1 protein-coding gene is annotated in these 2,157 nt (G+C 71.2%); it reads right to left on the bottom strand.

Annotated elements, in window-relative coordinates; all coding sequences use genetic code 11:
* Positions 1-2,106 (bottom strand): 2Fe-2S iron-sulfur cluster-binding protein (locus tag J9611_RS20480; RefSeq protein ID WP_211882948.1); only part of this gene is annotated, 2,106 nt, incomplete at its 3' end.
* Positions 2,107-2,157 lie beyond the last annotated feature (51 nt).

Consider the following 2,157-nt stretch of genomic DNA (forward strand, 5'->3'; position numbering starts at 1 on the left):
CAGGCGCAGGGTCACGCCGTCGTCGAAGATCATGCCGTCCGGGGTGCACATGACGCCGTAGCGGGCGGATCCCGGCGCGAGCTTCTTGAAGGCGTTGGTGTAGATGCGGTTCAGGAATTCGCCGGCGTCCGTGCCCCGGATCTCGATCTTGCCCAGGGTGGTGGCGTCCATGAAGCCCACGGAGCCGCGGACGGCGGCGCATTCGCGCAGGACCGCGGTGTCCATGTCCTCGCCGGCCTGCGGGTAGTACCAGGGGCGCTTCCACTGTCCGACGTCCTCGAACAAGGCTCCCCGGGCGGCGTGCCACGGGTGGATGGACGTCTTGCGGGCGGGGTCGAAGAGCTCGCCGCGCTGGCGTCCGGCCAGGGCAGCGAAGGCCACCGGGGTGAACGGTGCGCGGTAGGCCGTGGTGCCGATCTCGCCGATGCCGCGGGTGTCTTCGGCGGACCCGTCGCCGCCGGACTTCAGGGCCGCCGCAATGACGCCGATGGCGTTGACGCCGGAGGTCTTGCCCTGGTCGTTGGCGGTGCTGATGGAGGTGTAGCGCTTGACGTGTTCCACCGAGCGCATGCCGGCCCCGGTGGAGCGGAGCACGTCGGCCACGGACTGGTCACGCTGGAAGTCCACAAAGTGGTGGTGCCACTCGCCGGGGGTGCCTTCCTGGCCGGGGACCAGCCAGAGCTGGCGGGTCGGGGCGGAGGCCACCGGTGCCTCTGGCGTTGACGGCTTTGCACCGGAGTCCGCGGCGGAGTCGAAGCCGGCGGCGATGGCCGCCGCGACCCCGGCGGAGATCCCTTCGGCCACACAGTCGGCGAGATCGAAACTGCCGCGGCCCGAGCCGGCTACCTGCTGGTCGGGAACCACGCTGCCGGGGACGAAGGCCGCCAGGTCATCGTCCCAGCGGAGCCTGCCCTGGCGCTGGGAGTGCAGGTGCACCACCGGTGACCAGCCGCCGGAGACGGCCAGCAGGTCGCACGCGAACTGTTCGACGCCGGAGGTGAGTTCGCCGTCGTCGTTGATGCTGCGGACGGTGACGCCGGCGAGGCGGCCGGTGCTGTCACCGGCGGTGTCGGCGACGGCGCTGCCGATCAGGATGCGCGTTCCGGCTGCGGCTGCCGCGGCAGCCGTTTCGCTCAGCTGCGGGCGGGCGTCAACGACGGCGGCGACGGTGATGCCGGCGGCGCGGAGGTCGGCGGCCAGGGCGTAGGCGGAGTCGTTGGTGGTGCTGATGACCACCCGGGAACCGGCGGCGACGGCGTAGCGGTTGAGGTAGCTGCGGACGGCCGAGGCGAGCATGATGCCGGGGCGGTCGTTGTTTTCGAACACCAGCGGACGCTCATGGGCGCCGGGTGCCAGCACGACCTGTTTGGCACGGATGTGCCAGATCCGCTGGCGGGAGACTCCGGGCGCGGCAGGGCTGGACAGGTGGTCCGTCCGGTGCTGGGCCGCGATGACGTAGTTGGCGTCGTAGGAGCCGAAGGCGGTGGTGCGGTTGAGCACGGTGCATTCGGCGGCGGAGACAAGCTCCGCTTCGACGTCGGCCACCCAGTCCAGGGCGGCCTTGCCTTCAATCGTCTCAACGAGCGCCGCGGCGGTGGAGCCGGACAGCAGCGCGCCGCCGAGCTCGGGCTGGTCGTCGATGAGGATGACGCGGGCGCCGGTGCGGACGGCTTCACGGGCCGCGGCCAGGCCGGCAGCGCCGCCGCCCACCACCAGGACGTCGGTGTGGACGTACTTCTTGTCGTATTCGGCACGGTCCTCGTCCGGGTCCAGCCTGCCCAGGCCGTTGAGCAGTTCGGCGCTGAGCCCGTCCACGAGGGACACCGTGGTGGCGGGGAGCATGGACTCGGCCACGTGCCCCGGGAACCGGGCGGCGATCTTCACGAGGGCATTGGGTTCCTCGACGCCGGCGGCCATGATGCCGCGGGGCCGGTCCTCGTAGAGGGAGTTGCCCGCGCTGATATGGCCGTTGGCGAGCAGCGCCGATGCGAGGGTGTCGCCGGGGTGACCGGTGAATTCCTGGCCGTCCACGGTGAACCGCCAGGAGATGCTGCGGTCGATGCGTCCGCCGGTGCTAAGACGCGCGGGCTGCGGCTGAGCGGTCATTTGATTGCTCCTTCCGGGGAGACGGGGCCGGGAACTGTGGGGGCCGTGTGT

Source organism: Pseudarthrobacter albicanus (assembly GCF_018224015.1).
GTDB classification, from domain to species: domain Bacteria; phylum Actinomycetota; class Actinomycetes; order Actinomycetales; family Micrococcaceae; genus Arthrobacter; species Arthrobacter albicanus.